The sequence below is a fragment of the Legionella sp. JM-2024 genome, from assembly GCF_055389095.1.
Genome location: NZ_AP039388.1, coordinates 1,883,237 through 1,902,802, shown reverse-complemented (window position 1 = coordinate 1,902,802; position 19,566 = coordinate 1,883,237). Strand labels below are relative to the sequence as shown.

Here is a 19,566-nt window from a genome sequence, read left to right as displayed (position 1 = left end):
TAAATAATACATATATTGTCCAATTAAATTGTGTTTTGGGTTTTATCAAAATAAGCTGAAAAATATGACGAATTTTGCCTATTTACGTGTTTCCACTGACCATCAAGATGCTAAAAATCAAAAATTAGGTGTTTTGGATTATTGCAATCATCGAGGCATTAATGCGTTAACTTTTATTGAAGATACGGTTAGTGGTAAATCCTCATGGCGAGAGCGTGCTATAGGGAGCATTTTAGAGAAAGCAGAAAAAGGCGATGTCATTGTTGCATCAGAAATTTCTAGGCTCGGTCGATCGACGCTACAAGTATTAGAAATAATGGAAGTGGCAGCACAAAAAGGAGTCTCAGTGCATATCGCTAAAAACAATATGGTATTGGATGGTTCGATGCAGTCAACTATTACGGCCACCATTCTTGGGTTAGCTGCACAAATTGAGCGTGAGTTTATATCTTCTCGTACTAAAGAAGCTTTAGCAAAGAGAAAAAATGATGGAGTAAAACTGGGTCGACCAAAGGGTGAATCTGATTTACTTAAATTAGATGCTTTTCGCGATGAAATAACAAATTACCTAAAAAAAGGTATTAACAAGCGTGCTATTGCTAAGTTGATTGAGTGCTCACCTTCAACGCTTTACAAATGGTTAAAACGTCGGCGCATTTATATTTGATAAATAAAGAATATCTGTTTTTTTATGCACTTTGTGTTATATACTTCTTCGCACAGTAATTTCTAAGGATAGAATGATGAACAACAAAATAAACTTATTAATTTCAGGGCTCACAATGGCTTTTGCTGCGGCTTCGGCGTACTCTGATGAAGGAGCTAATGACTTATGCAGCAAATTACCCGGACACTGGCAAGGTATTTATACAATAAAAAATGTAGATCATTGTGAAGCTTACAATGGATGCACTCATTTAGTCATGGCTGATGCCACTTATCTTTCAGGTAATACATTTATGTTGAAGTTGTATCCTGCTGTTGGTGAGGGCGGTGAGTTTAAAATCCAATGCGAAAATGGTGTGATCACTTCATCTGTTAACCCAGGAAATAGCATTAAGGCCTCTTGTGACTCAATGAATCACTGTTTTGTGATTTATAGTGATCCCATGCTTACTTCTGAAATGGCAAAACTGTAGATACAATGAGTTTCAAAAACTAGAGAGGAAATAAAATTGGGTAAAATAATTGATATCAATTTATTTATAAATGATTTACACGATAGAGATATAGAACTTATATTTTTAGATAAGTTTATTCCTTTTAATCAAAAAGGGCAGACTTGTAAATTGGTTGCTGGAATTGCAATACAGAACTATTTATATGTAAGCAAATTTAATTCGATGGAGCCTTTGCCTTTGCATAAAGAGCGCCAAACTTTTAATTATTCTTTAAGGCAACGGGCTAAAGAATTAATTGATTCAAAAGTTGGAGAGGTGTATGGAACAGAGCAAGTAAAAAAGGTTTTTGAATATAATCGCTTCGAAGTAAATTCTTTTAGAATTTATGAGGAAATCATATATATAAACTTAATTAGAGACTCACTTAAGAATCTATGTCCTGTAATTGTCTTTTTTGATGTTATTCCAAGAAGAGAAGAGATACAAAATAATGGATCGCCTAGCTTATTAAATGGACGATTTGAACACGCTGCAGTGGTCGTAGGAATATATAAAGAAAATGATGAGTATCGAGTTATTTATTCTCAATGGGGTGGATTTTATGAATGTTCTGTAACTGACTTATTTAAGTCTACTTCACAATTAAAAATTGATAAAAACTCAGAAGATTATAAAAAATTTGATCCTATTCCATTTGTACTTCCTAAATCAGCGTGGATTTCTGATCAGCAAGTTAAAGATACACTTGAAATATTTTATGAGGATATGCCAGTCAAAAAATTCCTATTTTCAACTCTACACACTTTCTTTAAAAGCAGAATAAGCGATGATTTAACGCGAAATCGCATAGCTAATCCACCAATTGGTTTGGAAGGAAGCCTCGTCAATACTGTAACGATTATTACTGGTGATAATATGAGTAGGGATTTCTTGTACGAATATGAGGACTTTTTAGTGCGAAATGACTCATCTTCTCTTATTGAGCCTAACGAAAATTATTTTGAAGATTCTCTCACACTATAAAAAATCATCCTATTGACTTTAAGGAGACAATTTCGCGGGTATTCTTAAAATACCCCATATTACAACGTTACCACCCAAAGCAGAATTACAGAAAAAGTTACATCAATCTATTGAGTTTGCGAGATAGCGATTTGTAAGCAAATATAAGTGAACGATATTTGTCCGGAAATTTGGACGGTTTACGCCTAGAACCCCTATAACGCGCACAATTACTTTAAGCTACTCAATCCAAAATGTTATCCCTAGAAAGAGTGGCCTGTATATTAACAATTTTATGCGGAAAATTAGCATCTTAATTTGATGTTTCGAGTAAAAATTCAAAGCAAATAATTCTTCAAAAATTCTGGAATACGTTGTTCGAGCCAATATAACGGTTGACTTTGACTTATCCCTGTTCCAGCAATAAAACCAACATGTCCGCCATATTGGCTTAATTCTAAAGTGATTTGAGAAGAAAGCTCTTTGGAGGATGGAATAACATCGGGCGTCATGAATGGGTCGTCTTGCGCATGAATAATCAAAGTGGGTATGGCAATGTTTTTAAGATATTGCCTGGAGCTTGATTTTTGATAGTATTCTTTAGCACTTTGAAAACCATTGATTGGTGCTGTGATTTGTTCATCAAATTCCCAGAGGGTTTTTAAAGAAAGTAAGTCGTTTTTTGAAAAAGGAGAGTCGTTTATGTGATCTAATTTTTTCAAAAAGGTATAGCGTAATCGCTTTAATAAATAAGCTTGATATAGACGAGAAAAGCCCTGACTCATCTTGTTAGCTACTGAATTTAATTGAAATGGCACGGAAACAGCAATAGCAGCATCTATCCACAGAGACGCACCTGTTTCACCCAACCATTTAAGTAGAACATTTCCACCCAGCGAAATGCCGACAGTTGCTTTTTTTGTAAATGGTTCACGTTTGGCTAAAATCTCAAGAAAATAGGCAAAGTCAGCTGTATCACCAGAATGATAGGCGCGTAAAATGCGATTGGGTTCTTCACTGGCACCACGAAAATGCATTAAAACACCACGAAATCCTGCATTGGCAAAAGCCCGCAACAAACCACTGACATAAATGGAATTAACTCCTCCACCTAAACCATGAAGTAATATCACTAAAGGTGCATTTTTATTTAAGCCATTGATACACCAGGCAAGATCGATAAAGTCACCATCAGGTAACTCTAGTCGTTCATGAAAATCGATCGGCGGTTTTAAACGTTTTTTTACTAATGTGGGATATAGGGTTTGCGCATGCTTATTGCTTAACCACCACACTGGCTTAAATGAGCTATTAACAATCATATACTTCCTGAAAACAAAATAATTTTAGCCTAACGTACTAAATCGGGTTTTCATTAGAGGGTTAAAAGATTAAATTTTAATCAACAAAATAATTAAAACAATCTTTTTAGGTAACTTTTCATCATAATGATTTATAGTTACCATATCAAATTATAGGGATATAAATGATAAGTATTCCATTTACGGAGCCGTATTACCACTATTATATACCAGCTCTACCCAAAATGGCTTATTTCTTGATGCGATAGTCGGTAATCAAGAATTTATATGTTTTACTCCAAAACCCTTGTTTTACTAGAAGGAGATCTTTGATGTACTCATTAGATTGGGAACGCGCATATGGTATTCCAAATTCTACAGCAAGTTTTAAATTACTTCCTGAAGATTTTAAAGTTAATGAATTGTTTGATGGGCAATTTAGTGGAGAGGGAGAACATATAGTTCTCAAAATTGAAAAAAGAGGATTAACTACGGAAGAAGTTGTTAAATCTTTGGCAAAATTGGTTAATAAACCTATAAAACTCATAAGCTACGCAGGATTAAAAGACAGGCAGGCATTAACTACCCAATGGTTTAGCATTCATGCCCCTGGAGAAGTAATTGAGAGTGTTGGAACACTCGCAGCGCCAGGGTGGAGGGTACTTGAAAACACGCGTCACAATAAAAAGTTGAAACCAGGTTTCTTATCAGGAAATCACTTTATAATCACCTTAAGAGATGTCTCTAATGAAGAAGAGCTGATTCGCCGCATTGAACAAATTAAATTAAAAGGTGTTCCGAATTATTTTGGTGAGCAGCGTTTTGGTCGTGAGTGTGCTAATTTGATGAAAGCAGAGGAAATGTTTACACAAGGACGAAAAGTAAAGGATCGATTTTTAAAAGGAATTTATTTTTCGGCAGCTCGGTCGTGGCTTTATAATTTAATTTTATCCAAGCGAGTAAGGGATTTATCATGGAATTTACCCTTGTCGGGTGATGTTATGCAACTTAGCGGATCAAACAGCATTTTCGTCAATGATAAAGACATGGATGAGCAATTATTAAAACGAATAAGTGAGAAAGATATTTCTCCCGCAAGCCCTTTACCTGGCAAAGGTAAAAATTTTGTAAAGGGCAGGGCATTGGAAATAATGAATACAATCTATGATGAGTGGGCTCACTGGATAGAGGGATTGGAGAAGAATGGTTTGGAAGAGGCATGGCGTGCTAATATCCTTCATACTGAACAGTTTGAGTACGACATAAGAAACAATACTACTGAACTGTCGTTTATTTTGCCTGCAGGCTCCTATGCGACAGTAGTATTACGTGAACTGGTTTGCTATTAATCAGATATAAAATAACATATATTAAAATATCACTCGTTAATAAACTGGGTGCTTTTGTTTTCTGTCGTAATTGTTTGTGATGATTATCTTATTCAAGGAAACTCTCATGATGCCAGTTCGACTTTTTAGGTCACTTCTTTTATTCAGCGTATTAGCATCCTATTCAACACTCTCTGTAGCACTGGGTGTTGAACTGATCGAAACCAGTCCTAAATCTCCTGCTGTCTTAAATCAAGATGAGGCTCTGTATGTGCTTATACGATATAAAAGTGACCAACCTTTGCGTTTCCAGGCCATTGGAAAATATCTGGGGCAAAAGCTTATAGAAAGAGTAAGATTCAACCCATCACAAGCCTATCCTGCAGGAGAAGGAGAAGCTATTGCTTGGGTCGCCTATGATAAAGCCACAGAAATTGATTCAATAACTGTTACAGTCTATGATGCCAATTGGCAGCAATTACAAACCAAATCAATGTTACTATCAGCTGGCTGGCAAGGAGATAGGGGTAGACGTAATCATCCTATTGCTCCATGGGTAGAAAAACTCAATCGACAACAGCAATCCAGTGTCGGACAACATCAGGCACCAATCTCCTCCAGAGAAGCTTTTTTTGTTCAATTACTTTTTCTGTCGATTCCTTTATATTGGTTTTTACAGATTGTACTTCTTTTTAAATGGACTGGATCATGGAGGAAATTGGCTTGCTTCCCATTAATATTTAGTGTGCCTTTACTTCTATATACACTATATGCTTTGTATGCTGGTTCTAATTTATGGCCATTAATGATGTTATTTATAACCCCATTTATCTTACTGAGTTTGTTGATCATTATTGGGTATAAAAAATTCTATTTCAGGTAAGCAATGAGTTAATACATTAGAAAATCTTTCTTGATTCTCAATATTCCTGATAAGTTAAAAATTTGACACGTAGAAATAATGTTATACAATTTGCTATAATTGTATAACAAATTTCGATAGGTCCCAGTTCATTATGTTTTTTAAAGAATGGTGTATTAAGCAATTAGGGATATCAACAATAACAGAGGGTAAAATTGTTCCAATAACAGTATTACCATCTTTTGGCGGCGCTGTTCAACTTGATTCTCTTGCACAGTCTTATGGTGGATATTACGTCAATGTGCCTGTGCAAGGTATAGCTTTTTCAAAAGACAGTTATAATCGATTATGTCAATATCTTGATCAAGAATTTGCTAGAACTTCTCGTTATCTCCCTACTGCTTTTATGTTTCAACAAAACAGGGATCAATACTTTTCGCGATTAGGCATCAATTCAACTGCTCAATACAATGAGAGGAAATTACCAAATATTCATTTAACATTTCAAACTCTCCAAGCCAAGCAAGAATTTATGAAAAAATTTGCAAACTACTATCCGCGCGAGAGTTTTGATGTAATTAACAATGTATATACCGTAGAAATGCCCCCTGGATTTTTAAGTCAATTGAGAGATATGTATTATAATGATCAAAACACTAATATTTATAAACGAAGTGATGTAATAGCTCTTCAGGAACAGCTGGATCATTTAGAAAAATTAAAAGATTATATACAAAAACATAAATTGAACGATCGTCTCGATAAAGCGCAAAAACTATCTTTAGATTACAGCAATGATAATAGTATTAATAATGCGGAATACGAAGCAAGTAGTGCCTATGCTTTATCGTTACAAGTTTTTGCAGAGACAAATAAAGATAACCTTACTCAACAGGAATATAATAGTTTAATTTACGCTTCTAACATGTTAGCTGCCTACGATGATCAAGGTAATTTAAAGCAAAGCTTAAAAACGGATTCTAATTTCATCAATTATCTTACGCGTGGCATTTATTTCCCTCTTATAACCTCAAAAACAGTCTCAACTCAAAATGGTTGGCCTCTAATTTCAAGCCTGCCTACCAATATTCAAACGAACCTATTTACTCTAATTAATGAGAACACGACAAATATTTTACATGGACATCCCAAAGTACCATTAGGAAAAAATAAATATTATCAAATGTTGCGTTTTCTACCTGATAACTATGGTCGCTCTGAAACTGATGAGATTGTATTTCAGGCTGGGGGCATGTTTCATCATTCCGCCATGTTCAGAATCATTAAAGTTGGGGTTTTGGCTAATGGACAACAAATAACAGATCCTACTCAAGTTCCCCATCATTATGAATATTATAAAGTAGAGAGTAATTTGGGTGCAGGATGTCATGATCCCGATTTTCATTCCAAAACCTGTAGGGGTACTTATATTACCAAATTAGATCCTTTTGTTCTTAATAGTTCCAATCAATTAGTACCAAGTACTACAAATCCATTTACTGACCCTAGGAAGTATCAAGCTGAAATGGAATTTACTTTACGAGAATTAATTTCTTCTGAGCGGCAATTGCTCTTTTATAGACAACCACAAGTAGGCCAAAATGGTGAATCATCATCTACTCCAGGTACACCAGAAGCAAAGGAATGGACTAGACTAAATAACATAAAAGTACTCTTAAGCGGAAAACACTATCCTTATCCACTGAATTATTTTACAAGAGATGCCGTTGATCCAAAGAAAATTTACACATCTACAGTGGCAAATCAACTAGGTTATCTTCAGGAAGAAGGCAGCTGTACTATTTTTTCTATTAAACATTTGGTACATGGGCTAATTGGTCACGAATTAGCGGCTTTGCATAGTGAGTTTTTACAAAAAAGCAATGGTGTGGAACATCTTGCTGCTGTAGATCGAAAAATAAATATTCTCAAAAAAGTGCTACAACCAGTACAAATTCCTATAGACAGGAATTACACACAGCTATGGTTAGATACTTTTAAACGCTGCATGAATATAACAACACAAGGATCTATTCAAGGTTTAGGAATTACTTCCTCTTCACAAACCGGGCAAGATATCATTGTTCTTAATGATCATGCGTTGAAGAAACGTTGGTATGAATTATTACAACAACAAAAAACTCAATTTCCACTTAATCCACAAAATTATAAAAATCAGATAACAAATTTTTCATCCTGTTTTCCATATGGTACTATTCCTGGTTGCCAGATTTCTCCGACTATGATTACTTTTAATGATCCTGTTATAGCGTATTTATGGGAAGAACATTCTAAAAAAGCAACTTTATTACATACACCACCTCCTTTCGGATTTTTTTCTCCTCCTTCACAAGGTTTATTAATGTTAAAAAATCTGACATTAACTGGTGCAAATAAAATTGAATCAGCTGTTATCACAGAGGATTTAAAGAATCCAAAACAATATGTTATTAAATTAAAATTTCCAGATTACCAGAGCGCTCAAATTTTTGCTGGATCACTAGAAGGTGCTACTACAAATAAGCCAAAAGTGATAATAACGACAAATAACGAAGTGATACTCGGGGAAAAACGGAGTAGTATGCTCTTCAAATCTTTAAACATTAACGCTAAAAAGATTTTGAACGAGCTTCCTCAGGAAACCAAAAGTGGTCATGGGTTTAATTTTGGTTCAGGCTAAGTGAAGGAATGGAACCTTCCTACAAACAGACAATAAAATGTCATTATCCAACCACATTGGTTTTACATAATGTTCAAAATCTACCAAGCTGGATATTGAGAACCGAAAGGCACAACTGGTTTCATCTGAATAGAAGGCATAGAAGTGAACTTGGTGGGAGGGGCAAGACGGGTAATTTTTCCGTAAGGACTCTCTTCTGTAAGCAAATTTACTGGATAATCATCTTGCTCAGGGGCCTGCATAAACTTCTCCGGCTGAATATAACCTAAATCTTGAACCCACATTGCACTACGAGATAATGACACTTTAACATGGTAACTACCACCATCTATTGCACGTTTCAAAAGGGCAGACATTACTCCGGCCACTGCTAGATAAGCAGTGATCAAGTCGGTTAAATAAAATACGGGAGAAAATTTTGGGCCGACAGTTCCTCCTTCTTTCATTGCGAATCCAGTGGTTACTTGGCCAAGCTGATCAAACCCTGGTCTATTTCGCCATGGTCCTTTATGCCCGTAAGTATTAATTGACAGGTAAATAATACCTCTTGTTGACTCTTTTGCAATATCCTCTGCACTGAGTTGAAACGCCTCAACAACAGACGGACGATAGGAATTGGCAAACACATCTGTTTCTAATAATAATTCACGCATTTTATTGGCATCTCTAGTAGTATTTAAGTCGAGATAGGCATTTGTTTTTCCTGCATTTACTGCAAAATCCTGTACTAAAGTATCACGATGATAAGGTGAAGAAACATGCAGAACATTCGCGCCAAATTCCGCTAGTGAATAAGTACTTCTAGGTCCTGCCAGAACATGCGTAAAATCTAACACATTAATGTTTTCCAGAGGTGATTGAGCTCTCGGGCTTAAACCATAAGGTTCTCCATTCTTGATTTTCTCTATTTCGATAACTGGAGTTACTGCAAGGATTTTTCCTTGTGGATGGTTAAGCCATTCTTCTTGAGTATTTGCAATACAACAAGGCAAACCAAGTTCTGATAACTTTTCTTGTAATTCAAAAGAATTCCAATTTAAAATCACGTCTGCAATCGCTTCACGATTGTTACCGCAATTAAAAAAATTTAAATAACCTTGTTCAAGTTTTCGGTAAGGGGGGCCAGACTCAATCATGACAAATTGATTATCTTTGCATTTAAATAAGCCATTGGTTGGTACAGTTTCAGCACCCAACTCTAATTTATAACCATTTTGCCAGATAAAATGTGTCGGATGTAAATAGTGAATGGCATCTTCCATTTTTATATGAATATCATTGTCCTGATTTGTACGATATTTCCATACAGCAGCTGCTGCAATAGCATCTAGCCCTAACACATAACTCACTGCCTCACCTAATCGATGGGGGGATCTCAAAAGTGGATCTTTACCCTCTAAAGTAAACTCACCCTTAAAAAAGGGTGTAAATCCTAGTACATTGATAAGATCAGAAAGCGGTTTTAATTCACCATTGGATAGTTTGCGATGATTCATAAAAATCCTTTTGATTATAGTTATAAAATAAACACCTATGATTGAAGAAAATAAATTCTTTTGTGGAATTTATCCAGATTTATTACAAAAATAAGATTCTATTAAGGAAGGTATAGAGGCGTGGGATAAATGGATATGAAATATGAGAAAATTTCTAAAAAATCTACAAATCATGAGCTCTGATTTTTCTATAATTTATAAACGCCATGCTGTTTTTTATTTATTGATAATTATTTATATACTTATTTGTTACTTATTACATATAGTAATTATCTATTTCATTAGGATACAAGTTTAAAGGATTAAACATGAAAATAGCCGTTATTGAACCAATAGGCATCCCCATTGAAGAAATTAGGTCTGAATTATCGGCTCATAAGATTCTGGAATGTGATAGCCGCAACTGGAATGATGAGCAATTAAGTGAATTTATAAAAGATGTTGAAATAATTGCGTTAACAAATCGACATCTATCTGCTGATGTCATCGATTCGGCGGGGAAATTAAAATTTATTGCTGTAGCATTTTCAGGAATCGATCATATTGATATGAATGCAAAGGAAAAAAGGCAAATTCCTGTAAAAAATGCAGGGGGCTATGCCAATACAGCCGTCGCTGAGTTGGTGTTTGGACTTATGATTTCTCTTGCACGTAATATTCCTGATAATAATCGGAACATAAGGCAACAAGCCGCAAGCAATACCGGAGTTGAATTGAAAAATAAAGTCTTAGGTATTGTAGGGTTTGGGGCGATCGGTTTGGAGGTTGCAAGACTTGCCAAAGCGTTTCAAATGCAAACATTAGTGTATGATAGAAAATCTCAATTAACATTAGAAAATGTATTTTCACAATCTGATTTTGTGACTCTGCATGTACCACTTAGCAATGAAACAAGAGGGATGGTCAGTTTAAGACTTTTGTCAAAAATGAAAAAAACGGCTTATTTGATTAATTGTGCCAGAGGACCCATTGTGATTAGTGACGATTTAAAGCAGGCACTAGAGCAACGCTTGATTGCGGGTGCTGCGTTAGATGTATTTGATAGTGAACCACCATTACCAATCAATTACGGTCTTCTTGATGCGCCTAATCTTATTGCTACACCACACATTGGATTTAATACAAGAGAAGCACTTATCGCCAAGGGGAAATTAACAGTAAAAAATATTCAAGAGTTCCTTAAGGAGAGCTCTTGATTTCTTGATTCTTGATGATAAACCTGGGCTGAGAGTTTTGCTTTGACATTTTCTAAATCCATTACAGCCTTAGTATAGCTTTTCATTCGAGCTATTAGTTATTTATTCAATACTTAGACACCTCGTAAATTCCGTGCTGAAACCGTAGTATAAGGACAAGCTGGTTTTGGTATGGTTAACAGGCGGTAATTCAAATTTATTCTTAGCATTTTTTCAATTTCGACGATTTGCTCAAAACGCTCATCTATATTCTGATAATTGACGCATTTTAGATTGAGACATTCTTCTCGCTCGGATCTTGTCTCCAATTCTAGTAAATTTTCTTTATTATTTTTATAGGAGGCCACTAATTCAGATAAACAATAGTTAGAAATATAATGTTTAGCTATGTTACTGTAATCTTTAAATAATATTCTATAATCGACCTTTTCATTAAGGTAGTATAGAAACGCCATCATTTCATGGAGTTTGGGTTTATAATGACCGCTATCATTATCAATGATTTTCAAATTCCCATTCTCAAAAACCATAAATCCTGCCCCTCTAACCTTCTTACCATTTGCAAGATAAGAATGATGGGTTTTTTCATCATATGGTTTCGCAACAATTTCAAAATTATCCTTGATGATGTAGATGTACCTGCCATTAAGTAAATTCCCGTGCTGAGTAGTAAATCGACCTTCATCGGTATTACGGATCGTATTGATGCGTTGCTGTTTAGCTGTTAAATACAGAAGCTTAAAATCGGGATGAGAAAAAAATGAATTATTATGCAGATTAGCTTTCACCACGTCATTTTTTAAGGCAGCAACCAATCTCTCAGTCTTGCGTTCTTTTCTATATGGATCACCAAGTTTGATTTTAGACATTAATTTTTTTGTCGCAATTGCATCAAGTTCAGCATCTGAAAATGAAAAATCTACTGAATTTCCTGATTCATTATTTTGCGCCATTTGTTGTCTTAAGGTTTCACGGATTTCTTCTTGGCTTAACATTCAATATCTCCTAAAATTTTATGAAATAAATAAACTTTATGGTAAGAAATTATTATTAAATAAACTTTAGATTGTGTATGGGTAGATATACGCAATTTGAGTTAACCAATATTTTTTCGAAGCCTTAATCACTTCTGTCATATTTGTAAGTTAAATAAAATCAAATAGTTACGAGGAATTCTGGAGGAGCATTCTAACTTTAAATGCGACAATCATTTATATACTTTTACTTGAGAGAGATTCTCTCCCCACCCCTTGGTGGCTATGGCTTATTAATAACTGCCTGTTGCTTTTTGAAAAACTAAAATGGGCAGAAACGGTCCTATAAAATAGTAAGTCTTATCGGAATTACCGGTTAATATAGAGGGACAGGGAATCGATCATGGGTAATTACGATCAATTGATCCAGGAAATACTGACAAGGGCTGTCTTTGACTGTAAAAATTAATTTCGAACATCATATCTAATCGGTTTACAAATCCTCCGGGAGGACTCCGGAGTCAATAGCTACTTATTCCACGTGGTTAGGCAGCATGCTATGATTCTTCTATATAAAAATACCCTTTGTCCATTAATTTAGATACTATTTCATCTTTGGTGCTACAATTTAACTTGGCTCTAATATTCTCAAAATGTCTTTCAACAGTTTTTTTCGAGATGAATAATTTGCCTGCTGTCTCTCTATGATTTAATCCTTTCATGTATTCACCAATAATCTGCTGCTCTCTTTTCGTCAAATTCAATGTCCTTATTTCGTGTTTAATTTTTATTATTTTATCCTTGACGTTTATTGTCTCTAAAGTCTCTTTATCCCAATCAAAATTATAAACCGCTTGATTAATATCAGCAGTCAAATGCCGACTCGGTGAAGCCTTGTCCATAGTACTTAATAAACGCAGCATACGTTTATTGAAATACTGACTGAACTCCTGAAATAATTTGAGATCTCTTAAGTAATATTGGTTAATATTTATATTATTAATGTCTGTTCCATAAACGAAAATCTTAATTAAAATCCCTTCCTTAGTCACTTCCTTGTTAACTATCGTAAAAAAATTGCCAATTCCAAATTTTCTAGCAACTTCCTGTAAAATTTCAGGTCCATTTGAGTCACGCAGATAAGACAAGTAGGTCCCACTTTGAGGATATTGCTTTATCGACCATAACGGGGCGGAAAGAAAGAGGTCATTTTTTTGCATTTGAGAAGCGGCATATTCGTAATATTTGAGATTATTGATTAAACCAATGAAATCGCCACTTTCGTCAATTTCCATGTACCTGAAAAAATTCACTCCATATTTCAATAACAATGGTTCACACAAATCATTGATAAGATGAGATTGCCTCATAAAATTTTCTAAAACATTTTCATCCATTAGTCTATTGCCTGTGCTTCTTACTCGCTCCTATTATTAAGTATAGCCAAAGATGCAGATAAACTTGATTTCATTCACAAGGAAAATCTGTTGATACAGATTGTTTTGAAGAATTTTTATCTTGAGCTTTTTGCACTTTATCTTGTTCCTGCTTTTGCACTTCTTTTTCATTAGCCTCTAAGGCATATTTCTTCAGATAGAGGCTTAGACTCGAATCAAATTTTGTTGTTTGAGCTGTTAGCACAGCTCAATATCCAAAATATATATAAGATCGCATAACTAGTTTCCGTTTATCGGCCACATTGTTTGTATTCTCAGTCGCCATTCATAGACAAACAGGACGCTACTAGTAAAGGGTATTTTTTTTATTAACCTCTAAATCTTCTGCAGCTTTTTCCACGGCTTTTACAGACTCTGGACGTGCATATGAGAAGATGCCCTGGCGTGAACCAAGCGTAGCAAAGGTAATCACTGCGTTAACCAAGCTTTTTAGTAGGTTCTTCAGGTAGTCACTCCAACCTAAATCTTTTTCTAAAACTGGTTTGGCATCATTTATTGCTTTTTTACAAGCGAATTTGAATTGGTTTTTAGCTTCTTCATGAGGAATGTTATTAGCTCTTAGTCTTAGATTATCCTCATAAACATTACGAGCAGCTATCAAGTTGGTTAAAAGTGTCGTAGAAGCCTTATGTGCTTTTTTGTATTTATGTTGATCTACTCGGTCTATTTTGAGAACAAGCTCTGTAATAATACTATCAATTTTCTTGATGGTATTATTTATTTTACTTTCTCTTTGTTGGCTTTTTTGACGTTCCAATTCTTTTTGATGTTCCAATTCTTTTTGACGCTCTTGCTTCAAAGGATGTTCATGCGCCAAAATTTGTTCTTTATAATACGCAGGGGCTTCTATTTCTTTATTGGCAGAATTAAGGAAAACAATATTTTTTGCATTGGAGAACATCATACCTAATTTACCCCGATCCTCTTGGGGTATGGATTTAATTTCATCGATACTTAAATAAACAGTATTAACATGAGGTAAGGACGACTCGAGATTTATTAAATATTTAGGATTGATTCTATCTAAGTAGATATTTGACAAATCAATAGAGGTTACGTTTTCAGGAATAGCTTGCAAACATTGAGCCCATTCTTTAAGACTTAGGGGATGCCAGATACTGTTACTCAAACTAAGGTGAGCAACTGATTTTGGAATGGCGGCGAAAAGGTTAGTGAATTTCTCTAAGGTTTGCTCCCGAGTATCTTCCCCCCAAACTTTCAAGTTAAGGTGAGTCAGGTTCGGAGGTAGTTTGGAAAAAGCACTATACAATTCCTCACGATTTAGATGGTTAAATTTAGTGTGATTTAAATCCAGATGAGTCAGGTTTTTAGGAAGACTAGCGAAAACGTTGCCTAATTCCTCACCACTGAGTCTTTTAAAGTCATTAAAACTTAAATCCAGATGAGTCAAATTTTGTGGGAGAAGACCGAATATATTAGCTAACTCTTCTCCACTTAGTTCATCAAGGTACCTTGCATTTGTTAAACGAAGATGAGTCAGTTTGGTTAGATTGCTCAGAGTAGAAAAACACTCAACCAATTCATTATAATTGGGAAATTGATCAGTGACTATGTCATCATCTAAAATAAGGTAAGTAGTTTCAGAAGGAATTTGGCTAAATTCCCTATCTAGATCCGCCTTTTTTTTATGGTTTATCTGATATGCTTTCATGATGACTCCACAGGAATAAAAAGAAATAGAAATAAACTTTATGGTAAGAAATTATTATTAAATGAACTTTAGATTGTGTATGGGTAGATATACCCAATTTGAGTTAATCAATTTTTTTCGAGCCCTTGGTTCACTTCTGTCATATTTTTAAGCTAAATGAAATCAAATAGTTACGAGAAACTCTGGTTTTTGTTACCCAAGGTATCTATCTTAGTTAAAGGAAGGAGCGAAGCAGACCTTTCCAGTTATCTTGCTTCTCTAATAGGGAAGGAACGAGTTAAAGTAGTTTCATGGATCTAAGTAGTACTTACCGTTCCATCGTCAAAACATTTTCCCAATGCAAAAATAGTGGCCGACCGCTTTCATGTCATACGCCTCCTTCAACTTCAATGTATGATGACCTACCACGAACTATCGAGCCAAATAAAAAGGAAGCGGGGCATATTGGCTTTGCTGCGTACACGACCAGATGGATTGACGCCTCAACGAAAACTTAAGCGTGATGTATTTCTTGAAGACAATCCGGCTATAAATGCTATATATCAGTTCCAGCAACATGCTCTTACACAAAGCCATGAATAAAGATTGGCGTAAAAAAATGATCCCCCAATTTTTAAATATGCTGGATGACATGAAAAATAGTCCATTTAAAGCTTTGTGGCTCTTGGAAAAACATTCTGTCTATGGAAAGAAAAGATAGTACGTATGTGGCGTTTTAGAAAGTCTAATGGCATTACTGAATGCTTTCATCGAAAGATGAAATTGATTCAACGAAGAGCTTATGGCTTTCGTAAATTTCTCTCAATATGTAATAAATATATGCAGAATTATATGCGGTTGCTGAGTATAAAACAATCAAAATAATCATGAGATGAGCAAAGCATTGCTGGGTGATAAGTTTTTAGTCCACGGGGGGGGGGGGGGGGACAATTACCCCTTTAATTTGCTTTAAATACATCAAGCTATGATAACGCCTATCAAAAGACTTTTCGCTTTGGTTCGTCATGGTCAATGGTTCTTTTTCTTTAAGTTGGTAATTGATAACACGCCATTGAGGCAAGATTAGCTTACTCCTTGGAAGGGTTTTATAAGTTTTTCCATACCAGATCTTTGGCTTACTCAGTCAATAACGGTTGGTACTTCATTTGATGATGAAACTGGAAAGGACAAGGAAAAAATGAATCGAAGGAAGTTATTATCCACCTTATCGGCAAAAAAAAGCCAAATTAATTGCAGAGAAAATTGATTTTGATTATCGGTATTTACTTTAAATGAGTATGTTATATATCATTAAAAAAATATTCAATTAACTTTTATAATCAATAGTTAATGTACTTTGTGCAACCTCAATCATTGAAATTTCATGGTGCTCATAATTCCCATTTAAATTATCAATACACAGTCTCGCTGAAATAGGTTTCAAATTATCTAATGAAGTTTCTAAGTAAATAATGCTGCTATTGCTCTCAAAGTTAATTTCATCCGGAATGGATTCTTTAATGGTTGTTATCCCTTGTTTAAGAGAAGACGTTTTGTTTTGGTCTAATATTTGTACTTCATAAATTGCAGACTGAAAACATTCATCTTCAGAATATAGATTACCAATACGATTAGCCCGAACAAATTGACGTGCATCAGAAAGAGAATAAAAGACCATCACTTTACTTTGTGGATCTTGTACATACAAAGGATATGAATACTTTATCAACTTATCAGTAATTAAATAAGTAAAATCAAAAGTTTCATCAAATATCTCTCCATTATTTTTAATACAAAATGGCAAACCTGCAATAAAAAAATTTTTACTCTTATTATCCTCAAAGGATCGCTTTTTAAGAAACCACTTTTCTTTTGTAACTAACCAGGAAGGAGGCTTTTTATTGGTAATATGAAAACCAACTTGATTATAATTTTGAAAAGCATTATCAACAATAGTCTTTGCTGTATCAGAAATATAATCTGGGACATCTAAAAGATATATTTTTTTAGTTGATTCCTCGATATTCTCCTCAGAATCTTGTGGCAAGCTAATAGCTGAATCTTCTTTAGATCTCATAAAAACGCCAAATAATTAAATTAAGAATAATTATTGCATATTTTACACATGTTGAGAAATTGCTAAACTTATTCATGCGTTGCTCTTACACAAAGCTATGAATAAAGATTGGCGTAAAAAAATGATCCCCCAATTTTTAAATATGCTAGATGACATGAAAACATTTGCCAAAATGCCTAGGTTAAATACGTCGATTCTGTGGCAAGATTTCAATCGAATCTGTAAGCGTCATATTGCCTTGTTCTGGGACTTTAGGCACATGAAAACGATAGCGATTATTCTTTGCAAATATTTCTATTACTCTATCCTGTTTTTCTATTAGATCTCGGTACCGGTCATTACACCTTTTTAATTCTTCCTTTATGTCGGCCAATTCTTTTTCACCTTTACTAATGCGTTCTGCTATTTTGCAAAAACTTGTTTTCTTTAGGTACTCATGCCATTTGGTTGTAGATTTATCGTAATCATTAATTGTTGGTTCATTGCTTTCAAACCCAATAAATCCTCTCAATAAGGAAATTTGCGGTTCCGTAAGTGGATTGGCTTCGGATTCTGGGTTATTTTGAAACCCCATATCATCGTTAATTATTGGTTCATCGCTATCGAATCCAACAAATCCTTTCAGTAAGGAAATTTGCAGTTCCGTAAGTGGATTGGCTTCGGATTCTGGAATATTTTGAAACTCCGCGTGATCGTTAATTATTGGTTCATCGCTATCGAACCCAACAAATCCTTTCAATAAGGAAGTTTGTAATTCCGTAAATGGATTACCTTCTGAGTCCGAGGCATCAAGTTGTGAAAAAGTACTCATTTTAGATGATACTCCATATGAATTAACTTGGGAAAGGTGCACATGTGATTGGGAAAGACCCCATTTTTGCTCTGAAGAGATTTATGTTCTATGAGTTATTTAAAATGGCGCGCCCGGAAGGATTCGAACCTCCGACCCCCTGGTTCGTAGCCAGATACTCTATCCAACTGAGCTACGGGCGCGTTGATTGGCGGAGAGAGAGGGATTCGAACCCTCGATGGGATTTCTCCCATACTCCCTTAGCAGGGGAGCGCCTTCGACCACTCGGCCATCTCTCCAATCAATGGTAGCGGAGTATAACAGGTATTTGACGGGCGTCAATAATTCTCTCTGCAGAAAGTAGTGAAATTCAAAATTGAGCGTAATTAATATCATCAATGCCCATAAAAATGCCATTGTATTTTTTTTAAAGTGGAACTGTGTTATTACATTATTAAATTAAAAGGATTTAAAACCTATTATGTGGTATGAGCGTTTGTTAGAGTATTTGGCTGGTAAAATTTGCGCATCTGATAAAGACAGGGCAATTTCATTTATAGGTCATCTGGTTAAATTGTTCAAAAAGGAATTTTCCGATAAAGAGGAACTTGAGCCGGAATTTATTTTTGGTTTTATTATTACTCTATATAACTATTCAAAAGACCATCAAGATCAAAACATTTCTCTATCTGAATTTGCTAAATACTGCTTGGGCATCATGATACTTTTCGCCAAAGTTACAGATGACTTGGCTATTTATTGCTCGGATTTTGTTGAAATTTTGTCTGATGAAAAAATATTGCAAGAATTACGCGTTGAAGAGGATTTGGCAAGGTTTAGAAAGGATTACTTGCAAGGTATAAGACAACATCCAGAAGTTACCCCATTTCTTCAGTTTAAACAGGTTGAGGATCCATTTAAAATTAAAAAACAGATAGAATATCTTGCTAAAATAGAGGAACTGAAACTACTTGAAAAACAAGCTCTTATAAAATTGAATTTTGTCGTAAATCTAAGATTTAAAAATGTGGTAGACGTATTCACGGATTTGTTAAACCGTGTGAATGACCAGCAAACCATCATTTCAAGTCTGCATCAATATCTTTTGCCTTACAAAGGTAAGGATGAATGGTTTGATGCTTTTATCTTATCGTTAAACAGACTCTTGAAAAGGTCAATATGGAGTCAGAGATTTCACAATAAAACTCAGTTACCAGATAACTTCAAGATAAATCTGGTGTTCGTGCCACCTCTAAAATTGCAGGGCTTGCCCAGACATAATCAGGAAATAATAAAAATCTGTTCGTTATTAGAAGATTATACAATCAAAAAATCATGCAAAACAGGCTCATTATTCACCAAAAAAAACCATCAAAATTATATAAAAGAAGTCAATGACATTGTGAGGAAGATATACAAAGGCGATCTTTTAACAGTAGAAGCAATCCTTGATGAATTAGCTACAATTAATATAAAGAATCAAAAAGATGAGTTGATTTCTTTAAGAGAAACAATAAAGACTAATTACAATGAAAAACGAATGCGATCGAGTAATGAATAATTTATAAAATCAATGTATTATCTTTCGCTTGGTTAATTTTAATAACTAAATTTCATCAAAAAATCATCTT

16 protein-coding genes, 2 tRNA genes and 1 pseudogene are annotated in these 19,566 nt (G+C 34.7%); 9 read left to right on the top strand and 10 right to left on the bottom strand.

The annotated features are described in order from the left end of the window. Window positions 1–64: 64 nt before the first annotated feature. The 3 genes from ACZ5EK_RS08490 to ACZ5EK_RS08480 all read left to right on the top strand — a co-directional run bounded on the left by ACZ5EK_RS08490 (window position 65) and on the right by ACZ5EK_RS08480 (window position 2,144). Window positions 65–667, top strand: coding sequence for a recombinase family protein (locus ACZ5EK_RS08490; RefSeq protein WP_464429050.1), 603 nt, complete (start codon window positions 65–67; stop codon window positions 665–667). 76 nt (window positions 668–743) lie between these two features. After that, the gene (locus ACZ5EK_RS08485) at window positions 744–1,139 is read left to right on the top strand and encodes a hypothetical protein (protein WP_464429049.1); all 396 of its coding nucleotides are present in this window, start codon (window positions 744–746) and stop codon (window positions 1,137–1,139) included. A gap of 36 nt (window positions 1,140–1,175) precedes the next feature. After that, window positions 1,176–2,144 carry a hypothetical protein gene (locus ACZ5EK_RS08480; protein ID WP_464429047.1) on the top strand — a complete coding sequence of 323 codons (969 nt, stop codon included), beginning with the start codon at window positions 1,176–1,178 and terminating at the stop codon, window positions 2,142–2,144. A 317-nt stretch (window positions 2,145–2,461) separates the two neighbouring features. On the opposite strand, the gene ACZ5EK_RS08475 is transcribed toward ACZ5EK_RS08480, so the two are convergent. Beyond that, window positions 2,462–3,445, bottom strand: a complete 984-nt coding sequence (locus tag ACZ5EK_RS08475; RefSeq protein ID WP_464429046.1) for a hydrolase — start codon at window positions 3,443–3,445, stop codon at window positions 2,462–2,464. 311 nt (window positions 3,446–3,756) lie between these two features. On the opposite strand from ACZ5EK_RS08475, the gene truD reads away from it, so the two are divergent. The 3 genes from truD to ACZ5EK_RS08460 all read left to right on the top strand — a co-directional run bounded on the left by truD (window position 3,757) and on the right by ACZ5EK_RS08460 (window position 8,294). After that, complete coding sequence (truD, locus tag ACZ5EK_RS08470) at window positions 3,757–4,773, top strand: tRNA pseudouridine(13) synthase TruD (protein ID WP_464429044.1); 1,017 nt, start codon at window positions 3,757–3,759, stop codon at window positions 4,771–4,773. A 109-nt stretch (window positions 4,774–4,882) separates the two neighbouring features. Further along, complete coding sequence (locus tag ACZ5EK_RS08465) at window positions 4,883–5,635, top strand: hypothetical protein (RefSeq protein WP_464432472.1); 753 nt, start codon at window positions 4,883–4,885, stop codon at window positions 5,633–5,635. A gap of 133 nt (window positions 5,636–5,768) precedes the next feature. Then, window positions 5,769–8,294, top strand: coding sequence for a hypothetical protein (locus tag ACZ5EK_RS08460; protein ID WP_464429043.1), 2,526 nt, complete (start codon window positions 5,769–5,771; stop codon window positions 8,292–8,294). An 80-nt stretch (window positions 8,295–8,374) separates the two neighbouring features. Here ACZ5EK_RS08460 and ACZ5EK_RS08455 read toward each other — a convergent pair whose 3' ends face one another. Next, window positions 8,375–9,790, bottom strand: coding sequence for a CoA transferase (locus tag ACZ5EK_RS08455; protein WP_464429041.1), 1,416 nt, complete (start codon window positions 9,788–9,790; stop codon window positions 8,375–8,377). 308 nt (window positions 9,791–10,098) lie between these two features. Here ACZ5EK_RS08455 and ACZ5EK_RS08450 point away from each other — a divergent pair, with 308 nt between their 5' ends. After that, entirely contained in the window at window positions 10,099–10,986 is an 888-nt protein-coding gene (locus ACZ5EK_RS08450; RefSeq protein ID WP_464429039.1) for an NAD(P)-dependent oxidoreductase, read from the top strand. 113 nt (window positions 10,987–11,099) lie between these two features. Here ACZ5EK_RS08450 and ACZ5EK_RS08445 read toward each other — a convergent pair whose 3' ends face one another. The 4 genes from ACZ5EK_RS08445 to ACZ5EK_RS08430 all read right to left on the bottom strand — a co-directional run bounded on the left by ACZ5EK_RS08445 (window position 11,100) and on the right by ACZ5EK_RS08430 (window position 15,089). Continuing rightward, a complete protein-coding gene (locus ACZ5EK_RS08445; protein ID WP_464429036.1) occupies window positions 11,100–11,981 on the bottom strand; it encodes a hypothetical protein in 882 nt (293 codons plus the stop codon). Window positions 11,982–12,517: 536 nt separating this feature from the next. Next, window positions 12,518–13,357 (bottom strand): helix-turn-helix transcriptional regulator, encoded by an 840-nt coding sequence (locus ACZ5EK_RS08440; RefSeq protein WP_464429034.1) that lies wholly within the window; start codon window positions 13,355–13,357, stop codon window positions 12,518–12,520. Window positions 13,358–13,427: 70 nt separating this feature from the next. Next, window positions 13,428–13,601: a hypothetical protein gene (locus ACZ5EK_RS08435; RefSeq protein WP_464429032.1), complete on the bottom strand. Its 174-nt coding sequence runs from the start codon at window positions 13,599–13,601 to the stop codon at window positions 13,428–13,430. A gap of 102 nt (window positions 13,602–13,703) precedes the next feature. Next, on the bottom strand, window positions 13,704–15,089 hold the full coding sequence (locus ACZ5EK_RS08430) for a leucine-rich repeat domain-containing protein (RefSeq protein ID WP_464429030.1): 1,386 nt from the start codon (window positions 15,087–15,089) through the stop codon (window positions 13,704–13,706). Between the two features lie 348 nt (window positions 15,090–15,437). Between ACZ5EK_RS08430 and ACZ5EK_RS08425 the strand changes: the two are divergent. Next, window positions 15,438–15,953, top strand: a pseudogene (locus ACZ5EK_RS08425) (transposase). Between the two features lie 442 nt (window positions 15,954–16,395). Here the strand turns inward: ACZ5EK_RS08425 and ACZ5EK_RS08420 are convergent. From ACZ5EK_RS08420 to ACZ5EK_RS08405, 4 genes are all read right to left on the bottom strand, one after another. Then, window positions 16,396–17,145 (bottom strand): hypothetical protein, encoded by a 750-nt coding sequence (locus tag ACZ5EK_RS08420; protein WP_464429027.1) that lies wholly within the window; start codon window positions 17,143–17,145, stop codon window positions 16,396–16,398. A 181-nt stretch (window positions 17,146–17,326) separates the two neighbouring features. Next, complete coding sequence (locus ACZ5EK_RS08415) at window positions 17,327–17,956, bottom strand: hypothetical protein (protein ID WP_464429025.1); 630 nt, start codon at window positions 17,954–17,956, stop codon at window positions 17,327–17,329. Between the two features lie 105 nt (window positions 17,957–18,061). After that, window positions 18,062–18,138: transfer RNA gene (locus ACZ5EK_RS08410), tRNA-Arg, on the bottom strand. A 6-nt stretch (window positions 18,139–18,144) separates the two neighbouring features. Beyond that, a tRNA-Ser gene (locus tag ACZ5EK_RS08405) sits at window positions 18,145–18,234 on the bottom strand. A gap of 182 nt (window positions 18,235–18,416) precedes the next feature. Between ACZ5EK_RS08405 and ACZ5EK_RS08400 the strand changes: the two genes are divergently transcribed. Then, the gene (locus tag ACZ5EK_RS08400; RefSeq protein WP_464429022.1) at window positions 18,417–19,496 is read left to right on the top strand and encodes a DUF5617 domain-containing protein; all 1,080 of its coding nucleotides are present in this window, start codon (window positions 18,417–18,419) and stop codon (window positions 19,494–19,496) included. Window positions 19,497–19,566 lie beyond the last annotated feature (70 nt).